General features: G+C 54.5%; 8 protein-coding genes and 2 pseudogenes. 4 read left to right on the forward strand and 6 right to left on the reverse strand.

All coding sequences use genetic code 11. The features are described from left to right. From CK500_RS16370 to CK500_RS17665, 4 genes and pseudogenes are all read right to left on the reverse strand, one after another. Window positions 1-598, reverse strand: a pseudogene (locus CK500_RS16370) (hypothetical protein); the annotation flags it as partial. 399 nt (window positions 599-997) lie between these two features. Next, window positions 998-2,323 (reverse strand): Cdc6/Cdc18 family protein, encoded by a 1,326-nt coding sequence (locus CK500_RS16375; RefSeq protein ID WP_095638253.1) that lies wholly within the window; start codon window positions 2,321-2,323, stop codon window positions 998-1,000. Between the two features lie 1,412 nt (window positions 2,324-3,735). Next, window positions 3,736-5,064: a restriction endonuclease gene (locus tag CK500_RS16380; RefSeq protein ID WP_095638254.1), complete on the reverse strand. Its 1,329-nt coding sequence runs from the start codon at window positions 5,062-5,064 to the stop codon at window positions 3,736-3,738. Between the two features lie 174 nt (window positions 5,065-5,238). Beyond that, window positions 5,239-6,366, reverse strand: a complete 1,128-nt coding sequence (locus tag CK500_RS17665; protein WP_233139257.1) for a hypothetical protein — start codon at window positions 6,364-6,366, stop codon at window positions 5,239-5,241. A gap of 723 nt (window positions 6,367-7,089) precedes the next feature. Here CK500_RS17665 and CK500_RS16390 point away from each other — a divergent pair. Continuing rightward, on the forward strand, window positions 7,090-15,771 hold the full coding sequence (locus tag CK500_RS16390) for a DUF4011 domain-containing protein (protein WP_095638255.1): 8,682 nt from the start codon (window positions 7,090-7,092) through the stop codon (window positions 15,769-15,771). A gap of 176 nt (window positions 15,772-15,947) precedes the next feature. On the opposite strand, the gene CK500_RS16395 is transcribed toward CK500_RS16390, so the two are convergent. Further along, window positions 15,948-16,547, reverse strand: a complete 600-nt coding sequence (locus CK500_RS16395; RefSeq protein WP_233139258.1) for a helix-turn-helix domain-containing protein — start codon at window positions 16,545-16,547, stop codon at window positions 15,948-15,950. A 1,204-nt stretch (window positions 16,548-17,751) separates the two neighbouring features. Between CK500_RS16395 and CK500_RS16405 the strand changes: the two genes are divergently transcribed. From CK500_RS16405 to CK500_RS16415, 3 genes are read left to right on the forward strand one after another with little or no spacing between them, the layout of a single operon-like run. Further along, window positions 17,752-21,084: an ATP-binding protein gene (locus CK500_RS16405; RefSeq protein ID WP_095638256.1), complete on the forward strand. Its 3,333-nt coding sequence runs from the start codon at window positions 17,752-17,754 to the stop codon at window positions 21,082-21,084. Beyond that, a complete protein-coding gene (locus tag CK500_RS16410) occupies window positions 21,081-21,701 on the forward strand; it encodes a DUF7680 family protein (RefSeq protein ID WP_095638257.1) in 621 nt (206 codons plus the stop codon). The genes CK500_RS16405 and CK500_RS16410 overlap by 4 nt, the downstream gene beginning before the upstream one ends. Beyond that, window positions 21,698-22,906 carry a DUF1156 domain-containing protein gene (locus CK500_RS16415; RefSeq protein ID WP_095638258.1) on the forward strand — a complete coding sequence of 403 codons (1,209 nt, stop codon included), beginning with the start codon at window positions 21,698-21,700 and terminating at the stop codon, window positions 22,904-22,906. Before CK500_RS16410 ends, CK500_RS16415 begins: the two co-directional genes overlap by 4 nt. Window positions 22,907-22,913: 7 nt before the next feature. Here the strand turns inward: CK500_RS16415 and CK500_RS16420 are convergent. Then, window positions 22,914-23,154: pseudogene (locus tag CK500_RS16420) on the reverse strand (IS66 family transposase); the annotation flags it as partial.

The following is a 23,154-nucleotide window of genomic DNA, read 5'->3' on the forward strand; positions in this document are numbered from 1 at the left end:
CACTCACAGGTTGGTCGTGATGGAGACGATCAAGCAAGACGCCACGGACCTCTTGCCGAAGATCGTTGGCGTTGCGCTGGACGTCGGAAAGCAATGTGTAGAGGTTCACGAGTGTCGGCACGTCTAGTTCGGTGAGTGACGTCACATCGTGCTGCTCGAGCGCGTCGATCAACAGGAGGGCGTCTGCGTACACAGGGATATCGGGCTCTTCTCGTAGACCATCGTCGTGTTCAACCGTGTGCGCATCGACGAGCGGCGACGGTGTTGGCCTCTCGCTTTCGGAGAGCGTGCCGTCCCGGTCGTCGATCGTGAATCGCGGATGTAGACTCATCACGGTGGCATACGGTTCAGCTCCGGGTGGGAGGCGGTCGAGATCGAACGACCCAGTCGCATCGTCAACGCGCTCAAACAGCGTCTCGAACTGCTCTCGCTGGAGCGGGACGGTCTCACTGTCGGCCTGATACTCGATCAGCACTCGGTGTTGCTGGACGTCGGTAATCTGAAACGGCTTCTGAGAGAGCGGAGTGAGGAGTGTAGCGTCTGCTGGAAGTTCCTCCACGTTGTCGAGGAGATTGTCCCACGTCACTCGAAACGACATACTGGCGATTCAGTACTGCAAGACAAAAGCATACGGGCGTACATGATGGAACTCACCGTGATTAACCAACAGAAACAACGGAAGCGCCAGCTTGTTGGTTAATTTCTGAGCCTATCCTCAGAGGATCTTTCCAAGGTCCCTAGTACCGCCTAGGTGTAGGGTGACAGTGGTCGTTTCGCGAGTTCCATCTGCCTGATTGAGATGGTAATATGCTCACCACTTTCGGAGGTTTCACGCGAGGCACACAGTCCCACGCCACACGTGTTATCAGGAAGAATTCACGAAATGGTGGGGTGTCCTCAGAAGAGCAGAGGAGGTCGCTATGTATCCTGAAATTGCTGAAACGGTGGGGGGTGTTGTATAGATGAACAGGGAGTCGAAAATCACCCCACAACAAGACTACGCGTTCGGTCGATCAGCACTGATATGCTCGAAATCGATATCTGCAAACCGAGCCGTATCCTTGAGAACTTCGACAGCGATCTCGGTATCGACTTGGAGCTGATACTCCCAAGCAGGACCACCAATCGAACCCGCCGTCACCTTTTCGCCTTCGGCGATACCTTGCATGTCGAGTTCACGGAGATGGTCTTTGAACCGTCGCTGACCGAGTTTGTCGGCATCGATTCGTGAGGCGACACTCTTGTACACGCCGTAGATCGGTTTGGCTCGGACGGGAGCATCCCCGGAAAGTTCCAGGGCAGTGAGCGCAGCAAGGGCAAGATGGGCTTGTGTCGTCATTTCACGCATAGCCTCAACGACGGCTTCTCGCTCAACGAGTGCCTGGGCTTCACGGGCGTGCTCCGCACCAACTTGGTCGTCACCGTGTTTATCCGCCAATTCGCCGGCTTTGCGGAGGTATTTGATCGCTTGACGAGCGTCGCCCGTATCTTGTGCCGAGAGTGCAGCGACGAGTGGGATCACGTCATCGGTCAGTACATCACTCCGAAACAGATATTCCTGCCCTGATTGGTCGATTTCGACGACAGTTCCCTCCGGAACTCCATCGGCGTCGACTTCGTCGATCGGAATCAGTTCAGTATCGCGGAACGCCTTCGCTGCGCGCCGGCGGAGGATCTGCTGGAGCTGCGTCGCATCATACGGTGAGAATAGGACGGAATCATCGTAGAGCGAACTCTTCACTTTCGGACTGAGATTATCCCGCCACTGGAGGTCGTTACTGATGCCGATGATGCTGGGGAAGACGTGGTCCTCAACGTAATCCTGCGCTCGAGCTCGGGGGAGACTGTAGAGAATCCGGTCGTCGTCTCCGAGCGTATCGATTTCGTCGAGGACGATGATGATCGTGCCACCGATCTCGTTCATCGCCTCGAACATCATGTCCATCACGACGTCGGTTGCGTAACCAGTCGGCCGACTGTTGCCGGTGAGTTCTTGGTAGATACGGGAAGCAGCCTTGTATGACGTTGAGAGATCATGCGATTCACAGGAGACATATGCTGTCGTGAGATCCAGATGATCGGATTCTTCCTCGGCATGGGCTTGTAGTTCGGAGAGTTTGGCTTTCGCAGCGGCAGTTTTCCCTTGACCGGCCTTTCCGTGGAGAAACACGTTGTTGGCACCGACTCCGCGAGCTGCGGGAGCCAGCGACATATGAAGATCTTCCATCTCGTCAGTTCGTTCGGGGAGATTGTCGGGATGGTATTCCTCACGAAGGACCTCTTCTCGTTGGAAAATAGGCGAGGTATTCGAGAACTGGGTCATATGCGGAACCCTCTGGGCAAGAGATAATAAAACCCCGGTTACAGCAATGTCTAGAATGTCGTCAACTGGAGTTCCAAACGAAATAGACAGACCACACCCCCACCACCGTTTCAGCAATTCTCGTGCGAAAGAGTGGGAACGATCAGTCCTGACGGAAACACACGTTATACTACGAAAACACGGTTCTCAGCCACTAATACCTCTATTTTAGCCGGATTAAAGGCACAGCGACTCTTATTATATTATATATTCTTTTCCTTTAGTAGTAGTAAGTGTAGTAGTAAGGGAATAGATAGAGCAGTTTAAACAATCATAGCAACCTACATCTGAAGAGTTTATAAAAGATACGCCTGTGGCGGGACTCGTCTTCGTATTCGACCCGATCTCTAATTCGGGTGAATTGCTGAAACAGTGGTGGGGGTCCCAACGGTATCCGTTACTTCGATTTGACTGCTCATCCGGAAATGTCATGTTCACTTCTCCTGACGAGTTCTTGAGAGACGTGTCTGGTCTCTATTCTTCGGAGGTAGGGCTTCTCAGCTCCCCAAACCGAGTGTTAACTACTTTCTTCGAGTAACGCATTCACTCGAATTCTAGGGAATGGTGTTCGTCCAGTTGAATTAATTCCTGAAACACTGGTGGGTGTCATGCGGATTTATTAAGTTCGCGTCTCTCTTGCCCCGGAACCCAATTCGTGAATCTACTTCCTCCAGATAGGTTTATGAATCTCATTCTCCGACACTCTCGCTAAATTCGTGAAACAGTGGTGGGTGTGTCTCCGATAACGGTTGCTCAGACTCTTACCAAACGCTGAGAGCAGTTTTGTTCGCGACCGCGTCGGTGGTTACACTCGAACGGATAGTGTGTGAGAGAGCGGCTGGATCTCAGCGTCGATCTACCGTGTACAGTTTGAAATACTCGAAGTGCCGGTGTGTGGGGACGTAGGCGATTAACCCCTCCCAGCACACCCACTACGACCCGCACTCCTCTTACCAATCACAGCGACTGGCAGCACAACTCTGTAGTGTGAAACCAGATCGCCGCCCAAGAGAAACGTGTTCCCGACAAGTGTATAATCGAGGTGGTATCCGACGTTCGGTAGTTATACAGCAGGATGCTGTGATTAACCAACAAAGATAGCAAAGCCCGAAGTATGTTGGTTAAGATCGCTCACTCTCATGGAAAACTGCCGAAAAGACCCATCGCTAATGGAGTCTGTTGTTTCACTTGAAGCAGTGGTGTGTGGGCACAACAACTGGTATAGATCGCGTCTGACTCTCCACCGTTTCCGCAGCTTTTGTTGACGAGTGATCGTGGGAATCCGCACACCACCACTTCCGAAGCTATTCACGAGAGAACAAGGGGACTACGAAAGAGGCGACGTAATCAGGATGGGGCGGGATGCCCCTGATCTATTCTTTTCCTCCCGGTGGTTGAACAATATCTCCGAGAGATCGAACCAACTCTATCCCGTTCTCGTAGTCAGTCGTCACCCGATACCCTTCTTCGGCCTGCTCGACGGCCCCCACGCTGGGATGCGCAAGAAGTTGGAGGGCGGATTGAACCTCTTCGGTGGTTGGGATATCGTTCGAGTCCTCCATGCCCACGACGATCCACCGGACGTCCTCTGCTGTCTCTACGGCTCCGTCGGCACGCTCGAGAGCTCGAAGGACCGCAAGCAGGGTCTCTCCAGCATCGATGCGGTCCTGGATGTACTCATCGAGGAGGTCGAGCCTGTCGTCTTGGAAGGCTCCCGAACGTGTCAAGAGGGCCAATATCTCCTCGGGTGGGACGGCATACTCGTCCCGACGATCGAGGAGCTCGACGAGGTCGTCGACGGCGATGGTTGTCAATTCGGTCGTCTCGGCATTATCGATCACCTTTGGGGCGAAGCCTGGGGCGACCACGATGGCGTGATCGGCTCCACGCTGGCGTCGATGCTTGTCCACGTTTGTGACCTCTAGCGAGTTGACTCGCCCGTTCCCTCGGGCCTTCACTTCGACAACGACGTGTTCGGGGGATCGGATCTCCACGTCGGTGTCACCCCCTCCTTCGATCCAGTCGGCGGCACAGCCCAGCCGGGAGAAGGCCTTCGCAACGAGTTTCTCGAACTCCTCGTGAGCGTTCCCATCTGTGCTGGCCGCCCGGAGTTGATCGGCGAGGTCGGGAGTGGGTCCGTCGTCTTCGTCGTCGACCGGGTGAACACGCTCGCCGGCATCGGTGAGGTCGGCAATGGCAGTTTCGACTGATTCCTCACCAGAGAGTTGGTTGAGGCGCTTGTCTGCGACTCGTGTGAATCCCTGCGGGCGGTAGGTCTCGTCATAGCCAACGAGCTCGTTGAATTCCCCAATGTCGACGTCGACTTCCTCAACATCGGTGAGGAAGGTCATGTACTCCCAGGGGCTTTCCTCGTTCCAGCGACCGTGTTCAACGTTCTCTCTCCAGAGATACTCCGCAAGGTCGGGGTCATGTCGGAGCTGGAGGACTTGTCCCCTCGCGACGAACGCGCCATCGTGGTAGACGAGCGCGATGTCGTTTCGCTCGACGTTCCGCCACGTCCCGTCTACTGAGGTACCCCAGACGTGGACGAGATCGTTGTCAGATGTCGTCCGAAACAGTTCGAGGTCTTCGTCATTGAGGTAGGACTCAATATCCTCAATTGGGTGCCCATCTCGAATGAACTGTTTGTAGTCCTCAAACGCGTCGTCGCGACCAGCGGGGAGGATCACGATTCCGGTCATGCTTGAATGGAAATCATTGGTGGGAAGCAAATAATTGGTTACAAGACTCTGTTGAAATCCTCAACCAGTGACATATTCTTGGAGCCGTGCTGAATACAGAGGATGGATTGAGCACAGAGATACCGTTCGAGAACTCAGGACGTCACCGGGAGTACCGTGGTGCCACACGGATAATCAGTTCACGCTCTTCGACAGTTCAGCCCCCGCCTTGAATTTCACTTCCTCTGACACACTCGCAGCGTTCACCAAGTGCAACGCTGGCGCATCCACCGCCACGTGCGTCACGAACCCGTATTCGTCGCCCGTCACCTCTAACGTGACCTCATCCCCGGCCTCTCGTCCCGGTCGCTTCCGAAGAGTGTAGTCGACACCCCCCGACTCCGAAAGCACACCCGTCTCGACCAACTCCGCTACCGTCCCGGAATCCAACCGCGCCCCCCGCCGAGCACGCTCACCAGACACCGACCGTTTCACCAAGTCACCGAACCCGTCACCATCAGCGTCAGCCGAGTAATCGAAACAGCACTCGATACCAACCACCTCCGTCGGACCGGCCATCGACAACACTGTCACCGAATCCTCGTACAGCGCAGCGTCGTCGATGACCCATCCACCCGTGTACACGAGTTGGTCGTTGCTCTCACACCGCTGGACGTACAACAACGCCGGGAACGGACGCGGACACTGCGGCGGTTGCACCAGCACCTGATACACCAACACACCCAACCCAGACCCAGACTCCGTTGTACGAGCCCAGACACCCGGACCACACGGGTCATCATCCGCCGCAGTACACACCTTCGCAGACTTGTCTTCCGCCGTCGGTGGCGAATTGACGACCGTCACCGTCCCGTCACCACCTCGAACGACCTCAAGACGCCCACCCGTCGCCACAGGCCCCGTCATCTCCGAAACGAAGTGAGGCGTCGTCCCGCACACCGCCCCCGGATGAGCGGACGAGTCAGTATCATCACAATCACCACCACCATCCGAACCAGCAGCATACTCCGACTTCCCCCACGAGTACACCTTACCCTCACCATCTGACTCGCCCGTCAGATACGCGATGAGCCGCTCCGGCGTCACCTCCTCACGGAGACTCCCATTCCCACCCGGAACCTCCGCGTCAGGCAAACACACCGAGAACCGCTCAGCAACAATCGGTTCACCACCCAGATACGCGACGAGGTCAGCGTCCTCCTCAGAACCGTCACCGACACCATCCCCATCCGAATCTGAATCCGTATCACCCGCCCGCGTCTTCCGCTTGTTGCTCCGCGACGAATTGTAGTCCTGAGCCATCACCGCAGAAGACGTAACCCACCCCTCCAACTCGACATCCCCAAGCTGCCCGCCAGACACCGTCGGAGCCAACCGACTCACGTGCGGACTCTCCGGAGCCATCATGAACGTGACTTCCGTGTCATCATCATTCCAGTCTGTCCCTGCGAACACTGCCGCAGGCGACGAGCCCGTGTCCGTCACTGACGACGCAACTTGATTCAGACAGCCAGCGAGTCCCCCAACTACAATAACCCCGCTCGCTGCGAGTAGTGACCGACGGCTGACGGTCGTACGTGGCACAGTATTTCGGAGGTTGTTGCGTCTCTCTGAATACATAATCAAACAGTAGAGGGTACACGCTATCATAAGTTTTCTTATATTTGTTACTTGTTAACAGGATATTTAGAGACTGACTCGCGCTCTGTATCTCGCACGAGGATTCAAACAGTATCTCAAACTATCAGGAGTCTTAGCGGTCAATTCGTACCCTTCACCGACCAATTTTTTCAGGCAAGAACATATGTGAAGAAGAGGATTTCAACAGGGCCACATATTCCTTGGCTTAGTACCTGTCTGTAGGTTCTCTCTGTATTCAGAACACACCTTGTACATCTCCCTCTGTTGTGCCCAGTCAGTGAAGATCGGTATTGAGAGTGTTAGGATGTTCTTACTGCTATCAGCGAAATATACATTACGCGCCACATGATAGCATAGCAGAAGGGCTGTCTTTCGAATATCACTATGGGACGAAATATCGACGATCTTGTGGATGAGCGGGCAAGGGGAATTCAGTCGGTAGGAGAGTCCTATCACGACGAATTCCTCATGAAACGCCCAAAGACCGAGTGGTCTCCCTATCTCGATGAAACCGCGATGGATCTGCGGGCCAACATCCAAATCGGTGACCTTGCCCTCACGAAGGATGACTTTGGCCAGGAGTTAGGAACCTATTACCGCCGGGGATTAAAGAAAACAGCCGGACGCTACGCTGATCTCCCGACTGTCCTGGAGGAAAAAGTCAGTGACGAGAAGTTGGGTCTTCTTGCGTATCAACTCAACGAGCTTAGTTACGATATTTCAACGACCGACCTCGGTATTGATGACGTTGAGAAGGCGACAGAGGCAGTAATCGAAAAGCTACTCACTCGGCACGTGGGCGGGGATTTGAACGTCTCATTCGAACTCTCTGGGGCAACCGTTTCGGATATCACAACACAACTGTTCAATAACGAGACAATCGCGTCGAACGTTGATCTGCTGTTAACCGAGTTTGAAAAGAGTGCCTCGGAAGGACTGTTGTCGCTGTTGGATCGGCCGCAAATGATGACTCCGCTGTGGGCGCATCAGCGTGACGCACTCGAAAAGTGGTGGGAACACGACAAACGTGGGTACGTCGATATGGCAACCGCCACTGGCAAAACCGTACTTGGCCTCGCAGCGATAGCACTACAGTACGGTGAGTTACATCCTGACGACCAGGGCATTGGTGGGCTAGTTACAGAACCAGCCACTAACGGGAGTGATGATATTCTTATTGTTGCCCACAGCGATCTCATCTTGGAACAGTGGCGACGAGAGTTCGAGAGACATCTGAATATCCCGCAAGAACGAACAACAGGAAGCGATGACATCACGCTCGAATGGGGGACAATCCACTTCCGAACGCCCCAGTCTCTTGTTAACGAGGACCGCGTTACGTACGATTTAGTGTTACTCGACGAGGCCCACCACTACGCGACAGGCAGTGAGTGGGGATCACTTCTTGATGAATTCGACGGTAATGTGCTGGCCATGTCCGGGTCCGTCGACGACGCTGGGAGCGATAGTGAACGCATCAAAGAGCGTCTGTCGAACAGTATCGGCCCGGAGATCAAACGGTACAACATTACGGAAGCGAGAGCCGATGGCGTGATTCCGTCGTTCGACTGGGAAGTTCACTACGCGCCGTACGATGTCGTTGGTGACGATCTAGAAAAAACCGCAACACGTGCTGAACGGTCGTTCCGTGAGTTTCAGAAGCGCCTCTCGAACAACGAGTTATCCCTAGAAACGGAGCGTCGGCTCAAAACGTACGAAGATGTTCGTCGATTCTCGCACACTAAGGAAGGGAATTCGCTCAAGCAACAAGACGAGGCGTTCAGGGAACTCGTCACGCGATTGTTCTCGCGTCGGACTAAGCAGTGGAACCTCTCACCAGTCTTAGATGCGGTCATCGATCTCGTCGTTGAACACCACACGACAGAGAACGTCGTCATCCTCGCGGACAGCAACGCCCAAGTCGAAGAATTGGAGTCTCGACTCAGCGACGTGGTTGCAAACCCGTCTTCTATTCACCTTGTGTCCGGGTCACAGAGTCGAGAGGAACAGCGCGAAATCATCAATGACTTCGATGAACCCGAAAGTGCTGGCATTCTCGTCGGGACCGGCGACCTGCTTGGTGAAGGTGTCGATATGCAGCACGCATCGGTGGCAATCAACATGGCCACCGGAGGTGTCAATCAGGAACTCGTACAGCGGATCGGACGCGTCCTCCGGAACCCTCCGGATACTCCCAAGCACGCGATGTTCTACAATGTCGTCGGCGTCTCCCCAACCGAAGCTGCAGCTATCCCCCGGGAAGACGGAAAGCAAATCATCGAACAGGCGGCAGGATTCTGTTCACTTGGACGGCGCTTCGATAAGTTACCAGGATTTGCGCTTTCTAAGTCGATGGACGGCGACGTGGTGGAGGCCCTCTTACAAGAGGGTGCTCGGTTTATCGACTCACTCGATGCTGATGGTGACTTCGACTGGGACAAAGAGAGCATCAACCGGAATGACTTGACAGCACTCCACGCTGCTGTTCAAGCGAACACAGGTGACGTGGAGACTATCCTCGGAGTGTGGGAAGAATACGCATGGGAACATAGCAAAGAGAAGGAAGACCTCGATACAGAGGATACCAGTGAGCCCTCCGAAGAAGCAGAAACCGCCGGTGATGAATCTTCTCCCGAGAAAGAAACCCAATCAAAGAGAGGGTCAGATACTGAACGAACCGAATCGGAGAAATCTGACGAAGAGGAGTTGATAGAGGAGATTCATCGGTTGAAAGACTCCCTCGGAGACATACCGACTAAGACCAACTTGAAGCGCAATAGCGAGTACTCTCTTTACCGTTTTGAGGATGTATTTGACACGTGGTCAAAGGCACTTCAGAAAGCAGGGCTTGAGCCGAAGGGGTCACACCAATACACTCGGGAAGACATACTCACAGGGCTCCAAGCGGTAGCTGATACTGTCGGAAATCCACCCTCTCCACAAGATATCGATGTACACGCACCGTTCAGTAACAGCGTCGTCTACAGCCATTTCGATTCGATCGACGAGGCGCGACAAGCTGCGGGCGTTACAAGTGGTGATGATGATGAAGATATGACTGAAGAACATACAGACGGTGAGGACCTAGAAGCGAATCTACTTGCGGAACACTACGAACTGTTTCGAACCTTCGCGGGAGTGGTTGAGCGCCTCATCGAATCCGAACAGACGACGTATCGCGTTGGTGGCGATCACCCAATGAATGAGTGGCAGTCCGAGTTAGACGAAGTCGTCTTCGGCAGCGGGTTAGACGAGGACAGTCCAAATTATGGCCAGCAACAAGGGTCCCGAAATTCGCATACGATGGCGGAATATCGAGAGGCGTTCGGTGACGGCGAAACAGTAACCGAGTATCAGCTCGCGCAGACCGAGCGCCTGGACGGCGAGGATTTCGACGTGCTGGTTCAACAGGGCGTGATTGAATCGACTGAGCAGATCTATCTTCCGGTCGCCCCACAGTCTCAAGTTCCGCTCCCAATCGCAGTCGCATCCGACGAAGAATTAGAAACAGCAATAGCGCTTCTCCAAGAGTTCCCCCCGAGACCCGAAGCCACCACGAATCAAACGCAGGAACCGGAATCAGAGCTAGAGGGTGACGAAGAGAGCACATCTGAAACGGCGCAATCTCCCGACTCCGAGGAAGCTGAATCAACAGAAGACGAAACCGACTCTGAACCGGAACCAGACCCCGAGAAGGACGAGCCCACGTTCGAACAGACCATCTTCTGGGACGACGATGTTGATCCGATTTCCGAGTATGAGGAGGAAGAGGCAGTCGTTGAAGATTCGTCATCAAACGGTGACTCTCTGGACAGAAAGATCGATGAATGGAAGTCCCAGTTGCTCGATCTAACTCGCCGGAACAAGCTCGTCTCTTTCAAGCCGACGAAAACGAAGTCGCTCCCATTCGAAGAGACGAACCCGATAACCATCGCTGATGAACTCGATGGAGACGGCGAGCTCTACATCCGAAAACAACCGACTGACGACGACAGTGACGACCCTGAGCTCGCGTCGAATGAGCTACTCCCAATACGCTCCCCAGACGAAGCGGAGAATTCACTGTACCAAATCGGTATCAAGAACAAACAGTATCTTCGAGAGCGCGGGGTTGATTCGCTATACCTGTCGCTTGGAATGCTGCGATGGTTTAGTGTCGACTACAGCGACGAAGCAAACCGGTCTCCACTATTTCTCGCACCCGTCGAACTAGAAGAGAGAACGATCCAAGATGGGGAGAAACACGATTACGTCCTGACGCCGAAGGCAGAGGGTATCCGGCTGAATCCTGCACTCCGCAAGAAACTCGCAGCTGAACGAGGGATTTCGCTGCCCACAGACGACGCACTCTCGCTTGAAGAGATCGACGCAGCGTTCAAATCGGTATCCGAGACACTCAGCGGGTTTGATCGCTGGACAATTCAACCAGATGTGGTTCTCGGGATCTTTGATTTCACCAAATTCAGTCTCTACTCCGACTTAGAGCGCAACCGGTCTGCGATCAAAAACAATCCGATCATTCAAGCGCTTAACGGCGAAATGGAGCCGATTCAAACTGCTGAGGGAGATATCACCACGCCATCCGCGTCGGAACTCGACGATGTCGTCGATCCCATCGACACCTACCAAGTCCTTGACGCTGATTCCAGTCAACAGGAGGCAATCGAGGCGGCAAAACGCGGGAAGAGCTTCGTGCTCCAAGGACCGCCTGGGACGGGGAAGAGTCAGACGATTTCGAACATCATCACGGAGAAGTTAGCCGACGGTGAACGCGTCCTGTTCGTCAGCGAGAAGCAGGCGGCACTCAATGTGGTCAAAAATCGGCTTGACAACGTCGGCCTCGGCCGATTCTGTCTTGAAGTCCACGGCGAGAAAGCGAACAACACGGACGTTCTCGGAAGCCTCGAAACTGAACTGAAAGCTCCGCAGATCAAGTCCGCAGACGGCCGCGTCAAACAACTTCGCAAACTCAGAGACCGGCGGGACACGATCAACCAGTACGGGGACCAGTTGTTTTACTCCCCACATGGCTGGGATTTGACGGCGTACCAAGCGTTCGGGATTGTGAGCGAACATGGTGACGCTCCACGGGTTGAAATCGGCATCTCCCAGCCACTGAACATCGGCCAAGACGCCCTCGAAAGTGCCGTTGATGAGTTAGCGACGCTTGCACGCTTTGGCGAAGAGATCGACACGTACGAGACAGGCCCGTGGCGGCACACGACACTCCGGCAGTGGGGAGTCGATACGGGTGATTCAATGCGGCAAAGTCTGGACCGCCAGGTAGACGCAATCACCGATCTCCAAGGCGTCGCTGACGACATTGAGTCGGAGTTGGGTGTCCGGCCAGCGTCGCTCGCAGAGATGCGCGAAATACACCAACTATTACAGCACCTCCGGGAACGACCGGACATTGCTTGGCAGCAAGCGTTCTTCGATGGCTCGTTCGCTGAGGCGGGGGGACGGTTTGCGGAACTCGCAGAGCTCGAGCAAGAGCGTGACTCCCTCATCAACGATCTCTCTGAACACTATCAGCGGAGCTTCTTCTCTGCGAGCGGATCTGAGCTCAATACCGAACTCGCGGCGCACGGCATGTTGAAGGTACTCAAGCCGAGTTACCGGTCGCTCAAACGGAAAGTTACGAACCACGCCCGGGACAGCTATGATCCGAGTCACGATCAGCTACTCGAAGATACACGCAAACTCGCAGAGGTACAGCGTATTGAAGACCGGAGAGAAGATTTCCGAGGCGTTATCCAACGCCTTGGTCCGCTGTACGAAGGCGGCGATACGGATTGGGAAACGCTCACGCAGGCTCAGAGCTGGGTTTCTGAACTAGACGAATACGAGTCCACGAATACGGAGCCGATAATCAACGCGCTCCTCGATAACACGCTTCCGAAGGTTGACTCTCTGGTAGAGCAGACGCACACTGCGCTTGCGGCGTACGATGATGCAGCTGTGTTCTTCGAGGATACAATGAACGTGGCAGGACTGAGAATTAACGGCGCTCAGTTCCGGCAAGCACGGTTTGCTGAACTTACAGAGGCACTTCGGGAGCTTCGTAGTGACGTCTCAGCCTTACAGTCCCGTGTCCAATTTGCTTCCCAACTCGACACCGTTCGTGAAACGATCTGTGGAGAATACGCTGAACGGTTCCTGAAAGGCGAGTACAATAGCGACCATCTTGTGCCGGCCTTCGAGAAGCGATTCTACACGGAGTGGCTCAACAGCGTGTATGAGCAGACGGATCTCGGCTCGTTCAACGCCGACGAGATGGAACGATATGTCGAAGAGTTCCGTCAGTTGGACCAAGAACAACAGGAGCTTGCGAAGATCGAGGTCCAACACGAAGTGACGAAACGCCGGCCGTCGTTAAACTTGGAACACGCATCCAGCTCAGAACAGGTACTCGTCCGGCGAGAAACAGAAAAACAAGGCCGACACAAGCCGCTTCGTGAGCTGTTCGACGAAGCAGGGTCGTTCATCACTCAACTGACGCCGTGCTTCATGATGAGTCCGCTGTCCGTCGCCCAGTACCTCAAGGCGGACTCAATTCAATTTGACACGGTCGTGTTCGACGAGGCGTCACAGATCATGCCGCAAGACGCTGTGAGTAGCCTTATTCGCGCAGACCAAGCGATCATTGCCGGTGACACGAAACAGCTTCCGCCGACGTCATTCTTCCAGTCTGACGTCGAAACGACGGAGGATGTGAGAGAGGACTTGGACAGCATCTTAGAAGAGACAGCGTCGGTGCTCCCTGAGAAGAACCTTCGCTGGCACTACCGGAGCCGGACAGAGGAGCTCATTCAGTTCTCCAACTACCATTACTACAACAACAGTCTCCGGACGTTCCCGGAGAACAACCCTGACGTCGAAACCGGTGTCGCCTTCGAGTATGTTGAGGACGGCGTGTACGATCGCGGCGGATCGAGACAGAACGAAGTTGAAGCCCAACGCGTTATCGACCTGATCGAAGAGCACGCCGACGAACACAGTGACAAAAGCCTCGGCGTCGTCGCATTCAGCAGCGCTCAAGAACAGGCTATCCGAGACGCACTCGCAGAGCGCCGTGAAGAGAATCCCGTGCTGGATGCCTTTGTCAGTCAAGACGACGTGCTTGACGAGTTCTTCATCAAGAACCTCGAGATGGTCCAAGGCGACGAACGCGACCGGATGATATTCAGCATCGGCTACGGTCCAGCCCAAGACGGAACGCTCTCAACGAATTTCGGCCCGATCAACAAAAGCGGCGGTGAACGCCGGCTCAACGTCGCAGTCACACGGGCAAAAGAACACATTACGGTCGTCTGCTCGATGCTCCCCGGTGACATCGATCTCTCCGGATCGAATAGCACCGGTGCCAAGCACTTCAAGAACTATCTCGAATACGCGCAGAAAGGCGAACAAGCGCTCGTTCGGAACGACCAGGTAACGGGGACGCTGGATTTCGACTCCCAATTCGAGGAAGCAGTATACGACGCACTCGAAGCAGAAGGGTACGATGTGGTCTCACAAGTCCAAAGCAACAGCTACAGTATCGACTTAGCAATCAAACATCCCGATCAGCCTGGCAATTTCATACTCGGCATCGAGTGCGACGGGGCCGCGTACCACTCCTCAAAGACAGCGCGAGATCGGGACCGTACCCGGCAGATGGTGCTTGAAAACTTGGGCTGGACGATTCACCGAATATGGTCACCTGACTGGACTTCCAACCAGGAGCGAGAGATTAGAAAAATCATCGAAAAAGTTGAAAAGCTTCGTGACGGACAGACGTTCTCAACAGACGAGTCTGACGTCCCCTCGCATGAGCCAGAGATCCTCGAAGCTGGTTCGAAGGTTGAGCACGACGAGATCTCCGAGTACGAAGAACCCTCGCTTGAGTGGAGTGAGCAATATGACTCCGACAAACAGGGGATGGATCAGGCAAGTCGGAATTCAATTCAAGATACAGTCACCCAGAATGGCCCAATCAAATACGACACCGCTATGCAGACGTACCTTGACGTCTGGGGGCAGTCACGGGCGGGAAAGAAGGTTCAGCGGATTTTCCGAAACGGTCTCGACGAACTCAAAAAAGACGACAAGGTGTACGAACGTGGTCAGTTCCTGTGGCCCCCACTCGACGAACTAGAGTTCGATGTGCGAATCAACACAGACTCAGCCACGAGAACGATCGACGAAATTCCTCTCGAAGAGATAGCAAAAGCGATTATTGTTGTTCTACAAGAAGGCGGCGAGATCGAAGAGGATGATATCGCCCTTGAGACGACGCGGCTGTTCGGGTATCAGCGTCGTGGGACCCGGATTAAAACGCGCATCAGCGAAGCGCTTAGCCTGCTTAAATCAGAAGATCTCATTACGACGGGTGACAGAGTCGCTCTGAGCCAAACGAACCGCCCAGACATGGTGCTGCTCTCTCGGATCTACCCATCCGCCTCTACTTCAGTATCGAGTGACAGTCAATCAAACCCGAAGTCAGACGGCGCTGTGCCCAAATCTCAAAGGGAAGTTGATTCATTTCCGTTCCTTGATTATGAGCGGTCGCAGTGGAAAGTCCCTTGCCCCTATTGTAATTCGAGGGTCAATAACACACAAGAAGCATTTGTGGCGCACTGGGAAAACGCTGATCGGTGTTCCGGCCTGGGTCCAACACCACCAGCAGAGGTCCGTCAAATCACCCAAGCAGAGTGGGACGAGATCACCGCAACAATCGAGTCACGAACTGCTGATGAACAAAATGATCAAACCGACGGTGACCCTGAATTAACTGGTGATGAGCGAGATCGACAGATGCGGCAACCTGATGTCAATCTCGACATTGAGAGTTCTGACGGGTCGTTCCCATGGCTTCACTTCCCCGACAAGGGCTGGAAAGTCCCCTGTCCCTACTGCGATGAGATGGTCTTCAACAGTGAAGAAGCGTTCAGGAATCACTGGAGAGATTCCGAGCAGTGTCACGCATCTGCCGACCAACATTCAGACGAACTCCGCGAGAGCGGCAATGGCGGGGCGAATCCAAATACTGAACAGACCAATAGCAGTATCTGGTCCTGGTGAATCACTATAAGACGGATAGATAGCATGGTGAGTAGATGATACCGAAACTATATTTGACCCTCTACTCAGCTCTGCGGTAACGATCATCATTCATCACCCATCCCTCACGAGTATCTCTCCGTCAAGTGAAATAGTCGGCGTAACTCCAATGGCTCCACCGACCACTTCACTGACACTCAAAGGGTGTTCCCACAGTTGGGACAGAAGCTCGGATCCGGATACGGACTGAGATCTAAGTCACATTCGGAACATCGGTTAGTTTCGCTCGTGCTGGTTCCCTTTGTCTCTGGTTCGGATTGAGACGATACTCCCTCGACATTCTCAAACTCCCACTCAATTTTCTCAGCCAAAGAGTTGGTTGTAGGCTGCGTAGATATCTCATCGTCGTCCGATTCTGATAGTGGATCTAGATGATTGAATAATTCCCGTAGAGTGGACGTTCTAGGATTCACATCTTTTCGTTCAATACGAGAGATAAGTGGCTGAGACACACCTGCAACCTCAGCTAGTTCCCTTTGTGTATACCCCGTTCTAGTTCGAGCATCCTTCAGAACAGAGGGCATCGACATCGTAACCTCCTCTTGCTCTAATCCTGAAGCCGAATCATTGAGTGCAGAGACAACAGCGTAGAGGGTGTCAATAGTTGGGTCCACGTCATCCGACTCAATGCGAGCGATAAGCGGTTGCGAGACTCCAGCATGCTCGGCGAGTTCCGACTGCGTCAGTCCTTTCTCCTTTCTCGCTGTTCGAATGTCGTCACCCGTCGGCAGTTCCATATCCGTATTTCATAAGTCAGAGCGATAAAAGTATACATCGCAGGAGTTGAGAAGTAACACACGTAAGGCGCTTTACTGAGATCTTCACTACGAGACACATTATCTCCCGGTTACGGCCAATACGAATGACCCACAGATCGATGTAGAACGCTGACCGGTATGCATTATGTCAGAAACCCGTCCAAGATACAGAGAAGGTATACAGCACTGAAATAAGTTTACGGGATTCGCTAACGAAACTCTCGGAGATGCTCCATTGCTGGTTCCCACTCCATAAACTCTTCACCACATTCACAGTATAGGACTGGGGCTCTCACGTCTTCCCGGTTTAGGATTTCCTGATTAACCGGCTCAACCTTGTCATCTGAGTCAATATATTTATACGTAATTTCAATTCGGGCCGGCGCATCCTCATACAATACGTGTTCAGTCATAGAAGCATTATCCATTTTGAGGACACTTAGTTTGTACCGATTCAAAAATCGATCCTCGGATAGATTGTTATGTAAGATATGCGCTCTGTATTCAGCATAGCCTCTCCAAACTATCAGCATCTGAGGATTTCAACAGAGCTGCCACGGTTGATGTTGGCTGTGACGAGTGTTCTAGAGGTATTGATAAAGAGCAAGACAGCTGATCACCCGCCGAAATCGGTGGCTATAGTAGCTGCTCAACACCGTCGTAATTCCTTATGTAACTCTTGTTTCCCGGTGTTATCTATATGTTACATAAGGATTTGATATCGGACCTCGTGTGAACGAAACCGAAAAACGCCCGTTGTGGGTCTGTCGTGCTACCGAGTGGGAGGAATTAGCGCAATAATCACGACCACAAGAGGCTACTTGATCGGTAATTGCTTCTTCCACGATCTCCCCGTCAGTGAGCTTGTACAGCTCGTAGACGATCCTTCTCGTCGATCAGATGTTAAGTTTCAGACCACTACTAGACTCGGCAACAGTTATAACATCTTGTGAAAGTGATAGAATCATCTGAATGATTCGGAAGCGAATCACGAACCACACAGGAAGCTTCAGACGGGCAAGTTTATCCAGTCCTGTGATTAACAAACGAGATACGGAAGCCGAGGACGGGACTAACTTGATGCTGTGGAGACGCCGAATATCGCCTACCCGAATGTTGAAAAGAAACAAAACGGATTCGTTACCGCATCGAGACCAGCAGAATCGAAAACAGCGAGGTCAGAATGAGTAACGCAGAATTTCCAACGCTATTCGACAATTGTACACCGCGGAATGATGTCCTCGACGGAACGCTTCAGGAAGACCAATTTGCGGCTAGTCTAGCCACGGTCGCACATTCCCCAGAGGAGGCTCCTCCGGTCTACCGTGATGCGGGTCTCTTTTTCGATATGACCTACCCGACAGACGGGTTACAAACGCTTCTCAGCAATCTCACTGGAAGATTTCTTGCTAGTAGTGGACACGACAGTGGAGGGTATTCGAACAGCATCCTCTGCCTGGACACGCGGTTTGGGGGCGGTAAGACGCACGACTTGATCGCTTCGTATCACCTTGCGACCCATCCCGGTGATATAGATAATCTCGAAGATCATCTCAACGACGGCGATAAGGACCTCGCGTCGTCCTATCACGATGCCACCGTTTCTGGTGATCTTGATGTCGACACTGCGGTCTTCGTTGGAGGGCACGTTGACGGACGCAACGCTCGTAGTGACCGCACAGATCCGGATGCTCCGAACACCCGGACCATGTGGGGAGAGATCGCCTATCAGCTCTACGGGCTGGAGGGCTACGAGTACATCAAGGAGTACGACCAAGACCGGAACGCTCCGGGCGGAAATACGCTGAAAGGGTTGTTCGAGATCGGCGACGGGGCATCCCTCATCCTCATCGACGAGATTGCGGCGTATCTCGAGGCAGCATCCGCGGTCGAGGTCGGAGACGCGACGCTGGCGAGCCAGACACTGAGCTTCGTTCTGTCACTCCTTGAGACCGCGTCCGAGACTGATGACGTTACCGTGGTCTACAGTATCGCCGACACGGCCTTCGAAGAGGAGGCCGACGAGATCCGGACGCTCGTCGACGAACTCAACCAGATCGGCCGTCGGCAACACAAGACGGTTACGCCCACTTCCGAAACGGAGGTGGGACAAGTCCTTCAGCACAGGCTCTTCGAAGAGATTGACCACGGCCAAGCTCAGTCTGTCGCAGAGTCATACTTCCAGTTCTACACCGGCGGAGACCGCCAGTTCCCACAGGAAGCTACTGACGCGAGCTTCGTCGACCGACTTGAACGAGAGTACCCGTTCCATCCGACGATCATCGATACCCTCACCGAGAAGATCGACACGATCCCGAAGTTTCAGCGCACCCGTGGCGCACTGAAGCTCCTCGCTCGGGCCGTATTCTACCTTTGGAACCACCAGCCGGCCAACTACGACCGACACTGGATCCGGCTGTACGATCTGACGCCGGCGGACGATGCTCCGGGCGGCAGCATCGATGGGACCCTCCGAGAGACGCTGTTCGAGTTCGTCGATCTCAGCTCTGCCGTCACTGCTGACATCTACAGTGAGGACGAGAACGCCCACGCACAACTTGAGGACCGCAAGTGGACGGAGAAAGGGATTCCACCGCTCGGAAGCCACCTGACAACAACTGTTTTGTGGCATAGTCTGGCGTACGGCGAGCAGGCAACCGGACTCACACGAGCGGAAATGAACGCGGCGCTCGGCCATCCCGACATCCGCTTCGACAACTACGACTCGGCACTGGACGCGCTGGCCGGAGGCGACATGAGCGTCGCGTGTTACTACCTCTACGACGAGGAGCGCGTCCGGTTCAAGTCCGATCCGAACCTCATTCGCATCATTGACCAGCGGGTCGACAACACCCCCGACGCGCAGGCGCGCTCTCGGTTCGAAGCTCGGCTCGACAGTGAGACGGGGACCGGAGCGTTCGATCCGGTGTCGCATCCGGAGTCGCCGGCCGACCTCCCGGACAAAGCATCGACGCCTCAGCTCGCGGTTATGCACATGGACACGGCCCCGGTCACCGAAGAGCTGCTCAACGACGATTCAAACCCGCAGGCGGTCCCAGAGAAGGTCCAGTCGCTTTACCAGAAGTCGGCGTCGAAACAGGGCGGAGACGTCCAAAGTCGCGTTTACAAAAACTACGTCCTATTCCTCGCACCCGATGACGAACGTGTGAAGAGTGCGGTCGACGAGGCCCGTCACTTGGAGGCCATCGAGGCGTTGCTCGACGACAGTCAACAGACTGCCGACCTCTCTGCGGATCAGATTGAAGAGTTGAAAGAGCGTCAGAAGACGAAATACGGTCTGCTCGGTGAGCTCGTCCGCGGGGTGTACCGTCACCTCTACTACGTCGACCGCGACGGCCTCACGCACATCACTATCAACGCGACCGAGGCCAACGGCGGGACGTCGCTCGTCAACGCTGTCGAAGAGACGCTTGACGACCGGCTGATTCGGGCTGACGCCGGACCCAAGGGTATCGCGTTCTTCAAGCAGAAGCTCTGGCAGCAGACCCAGGACTCGATGACGACCCAGCAGCTCGTCGAGCAGTTCGCGAAGAAGCCGGGGCTTCCCTACCTCCTGAGCACGAAGCCCCTTCGGAAGACCGTCGCGAAGATGGTCGACGACGGGGGATACACTTACTGGGACGCGGAGTCCGAAACCGTGTACTGGGACGCAGACGCCGACGATCATCCCGAGAACTGGCGGAAGCGAAGCCCCCTCGCGGAGTCGCCGGACGTTCGGACGTCGATCAGGGACACCGACGTGAAGATCGGGAACGAGTACGTGGTCTACACGGGTATCGAGTCCCTCCTCGACGTTCACCACGACTCGATTCGCCCGCCCGAAGCGGAAGAAGTCCAGTGCGCCGAAGACGGTTGTACGACGATGGTCGAGCCCTCCGGCGACGGGCCGGCATACTGCGAAGACCACACAAAGACTCCCGAGAAAGATCGCTGTCAGAGCTGTGGCAAGGAGTACGACGAGAGCGAACTCAACGCGCAGGGTATCTGTCCCGACTGCGCGCGACCGACGGGCTGGGACACGGCGACCAGTCAGATGGCCGCCTCTCGCGCGTTCAACGAGGTTCGGACCCACGCGCTCTCGAAGGCGTCTTCGGACGGAACGCCGGGGGTCTCGCAGGTCACCGTCGAGGTGGTGGGCGAGGACCGACTCTCGAAGGGGTCGTTCATCGCTCAGCGCGACGCGTTCACCGACCGTGCGGACGCAGTCTCGGTTCGGATGAGTTACGACGTGAAGACGTCGACCGGGACGAGCTACAACGCGAGCTACCAAGGCGGACTCGACGACTTCTCCCGCGTGACAAACCAGCCCGACCCGTTCGGCGAGTCGATCAACGTTACGCTGAAGTTCCGCGTCGATCTCGACGAACCCGAAGCCATAACCGACGACGAGGACGACGTGCTCGCAGAGTTACAGGCGGGGCTCGGCCAGACCAACATCGACGTGAAGGTTCAAGCCAGAGGACCGGTCGAAGTACCCCCCGAGGCCACTCAATGACTACCGAATTCGATTCGCCACGCGCCGGGACGCCGACCGAGGACGCTCCCGTGTCCTCGTTCGGGAGCAGCGTCTACGGCGGACGGCCGACGTTCGCGATGGTGCGCCGCGAAGGCTCGAACGGCGGCGAGGTGACGCTGTACGAACTCCTCCCCGAGGATCAGGCGGCCGCACGCCGCGTCCGGCTCGAACGCCGCGGACGCTCACTCAGTGTAGAACCCTTCGACCAGCTCTTCGAGGACTCTACGACCGAGGAGGCGACCCGCTGGGACTGGGACGGGTGGACTGCGGTGAAGGTCGCGCGTATCGACGGCGGGCGCTTCCGAGCGCTCTCTCCGCTCATCGAGGAGACCGTCGACGGCGCGGAACTCGACTCGTCAGCCGTGACCACCAGCGGTGCGGGTGACCTCTTCCTCCCAGAGACTGTCGGCGTCCGGCTGGCACTCGCGTTCCGCGGCATCAAGCCGCTCCAGCGCGTCGACAGGATGCGTGCCCTCTGTCGCGGCGTCGCTCACATGGGCGACGAGGAGTGTTACTACTGGCACGCGAAGTGTCGGTCCCCGTCCAGTCCGAACGGCGAAAAAGCACTTCGAACCTTGCTGACTGACCACTTATGAGTGAAAACCCATACGACAATTTGGAACCGCTAGCTATTGAGGGGAATCTTCCGCTCAAAGCAGTAGGAATTGAAAACTTGAAAGAAGCGAACCCGAAGCATATGCCGCCCCATCGGTACCTACATCCATGGTTCGCTAGGCGGCCGACGCCGGCATCACGGCTAGCAGTCCTCGCTTCTGTACTCCCTTCAGATACATCCTCAGATGAATTGTTGAGTCTACTACAGATTGGGCCTAAAAAAGACCTAAATGAGAGTTTGGAAACCTACGTTGAGCAAAAAAAGGCGACAGAATCTGAAAGAAGTGGAACACTCGGGGAACACTATGGATACCCACGCCCATTCACACAGTCCCCGAGCCAAACAGAGCTAAGTCAACTCCACCAATCTCTAGAACAACATTGGGACGGGAGTCTACCAACAGTTCTGGATCCGACAGCAGGAGGAGGCGTCATTCCGTTTGAATCGTTGCGTTACGGCCTTCCGACAAAAGCTAATGAGTTAAACCCAGTTCCATCGATAATTCTCAAGGTATTACTGGAATATGCACCAGCAGTAGGAACTCTATCTGCCGAGATCGAGGAGTGGGGAGAAAAAATCAAAAAACACGCGAAAGAGAACTTAGAAGAATTCTACCCAAGTACGAATCCAGGACAGGTCCCAGACAGTTACGTTTGTACTTACTCTATAGAATGTCCTACTTGTGGATGTGAGATTCCGCTGGTACCAAAGTGGTGGATTCGGAATCGAAAGTCTGCACAAGATGTTGTTGTGCGGCCTAAGATAACGGGGGATAAGGTCGAGTTTCAATGCCTTGTTGATCCCAGCGACGAAGAAATGGCCGGATTTGACCCATCAGAGGGACCAGTTTCTCGAGGGGGCGATGTCGAATGTCTCAGCTGTGGTGTTGTAACTGAAAGTGAGAGTGTTCAACCGAAGCTCAAGCAAGGAGAGTTTGAATATACTATTTATTGTGTGAAATATAGAAACTCAGACGGGAGTTACGGCTATCGTTCGCCAACGGCGGAAGATCACGAGGCGATTGAAAAAGCAGAACAACGTATTAATTCTGATTTCGAGATTTCTGATTTCCTATCAGAACCGATTCCCGATGGAAGAAAAACCAAGGAACCTAAGCGCTACGGAATGGAGGAATGGCGGGACCTCTATTCGCCGAGACAGTTAGTAGCGCATTTTGAATATTAGTATGTGTTTACCCCGAGGTCTCGACAGCCGGCACAGCGTGAGCTCGTGAGATCATCTCATTGCTGCTGACGACTCGGCGAAGTTCTTCGTAGGGATTGCGTCCCTGCTGGCGCCACGTCGCCAGCAGGGACAAGACCGTCTCGTGAACGAACATTCCTCGGTCGTTACGGAGCGTTCCGATGATTTTCCGGAGAACAACAGGTTCACGAAGTGCGTTCTCAGCCGCATTATTCGTCGGGGAGACCGCT

Source organism: Halorubrum salipaludis, from assembly GCF_002286985.1.
Classification (GTDB): Archaea; Halobacteriota; Halobacteria; order Halobacteriales; family Haloferacaceae; genus Halorubrum; species Halorubrum salipaludis.